This is a genomic window from Saccharopolyspora sp. NPDC000995, from assembly GCF_053599315.1.
Window position 1 is genome coordinate 1 of the sequence record NZ_JBSFLZ010000326.1, and the last position, 1,480, is coordinate 1,480.

Sequence of the window (1,480 nt, forward strand, 5' to 3'; positions counted from 1 at the left end):
CGTACCCGGCCAGCACCTGGAAGGCGGCGATCCGCACCAGCGAGTCCGGCGAGTAGTAGACGAACACGAAGAGCAGGAGCGGCGCGACGTTGACCCCGAGCAGCGCGTTGAACGGAACCCGGCGCTGTCGTGACACCCGGGAGAAAATCCGGGAGCCCGGGAACATGTCGTCGCGGGCGAAGGAAAACACGATGCGGCTCGCGGCGGCCTGCTGGCTCATCACCCCGGCGATGAACGACGTGAGCGTGACCACGAGGACGAGCTTCGTCCCCGCGGTGCCGATGGAGTTCTGCAGGATCGCCGGGATCGGGTTGGTGTCCGAACCGGAAATGATCGAGACCAGGTCCGGTGCGGCGAGTGCGTAACCGGCAAAAGCCAGGATCGCGGCGAGGCCACCCACGATCACCGTCAGCTGCATGGCACGAGGGATGCTGCGCGCCGGGTTCGGCACCTCTTCGGCGACTTCTCCGCACGCCTCGAACCCGTAGTAGAGGAACAGGCCGACGAGTGACGCGGCCAAGAACGCACCGAAGTAGCCGCCCGCGTGGCTGGTGCCCATGTCGTGAAAGAAGATCGAGATCGGGTTGTGTCGCTGGAAGATCAGCAGGTAAAGGCCGACCAGGACGATGCCGATGAGCTCGGCGGCCAGGCCGATCTTCGAGATGACAGCCAGTGTCCTGGTCCCGAAGCTGTTGCACACGATGCACACGACGGTGATGGCGAGCGCGATGAGCAGCCGCTGCGCAGGCGTCGAGCTGACCCCGGGATTCGTTGCGGTGCCACCGAACAGACTGGCCACGAAGTCCGAACTGAACAGTGCGGTGCTGGTGATCCCGATCGTGATGCAGCAGATGTAGATCCAGGCGGTGAACCACGCGTAACGTCCGTTCCACAACCGGCGGGACCATTGGTAGAGCCCGCCCGCGAGCGGGAACTGGGCCACGACCTCACCGAAGACCAGCGCGACGAGCAGCTGCCCGAGCCCGATGATCACGATCCAGAAGATCGATGATGGTCCCGCAGCCGACAGACCGACCGCGAACAGCGACGCGACCCCGACGAGCGGTGACAGGTAGACGAACCCGAGGGCGAAGTTCGCCCACAGGCTGACCTTGCGGTCGAACCGCTGCTCATAGCCCAAGGCCGCGAGCAGTTCCGCGTCTTCCGCAGAGGAGCCGGCGATTCGGGACGATTGCGACGTGGGAGCGGTGGTGGCTTCCTGCGATGCTGGCATGACGGCCTCCAGAGGCCAGGGGCGAGAAGTGCTTTTGTACTGGGGTTCTCCTACCGGCGCCGGGTGGCGCTTCGACCGCGAGATTCAGGCGCGGTCGAACGTGTGGTCAGTCCATTCCAGACGGGCTGAGCCGAATCGGGCGTTGCGCACGTCGCCGGACCGGCCGTGACCTTCGAAGTTCTCCAGTCGCGCGGCCCGGCCGCAGACCGCACCGAGTTCAGCACTCGCCCGCGCGTCACGAATTTC

The 1,480-nt window shown here is 65.5% G+C and carries 1 protein-coding gene; it reads right to left on the reverse strand.

Annotation, left to right across the window (positions count from 1 at the left end):
* The coding region (locus ACWDKQ_RS36120) for an APC family permease (protein ID WP_450143233.1) at positions 1-1,234 on the reverse strand (1,234 nt) is incomplete at its 3' end.
* Positions 1,235-1,480: the final 246 nt, after the last annotated feature.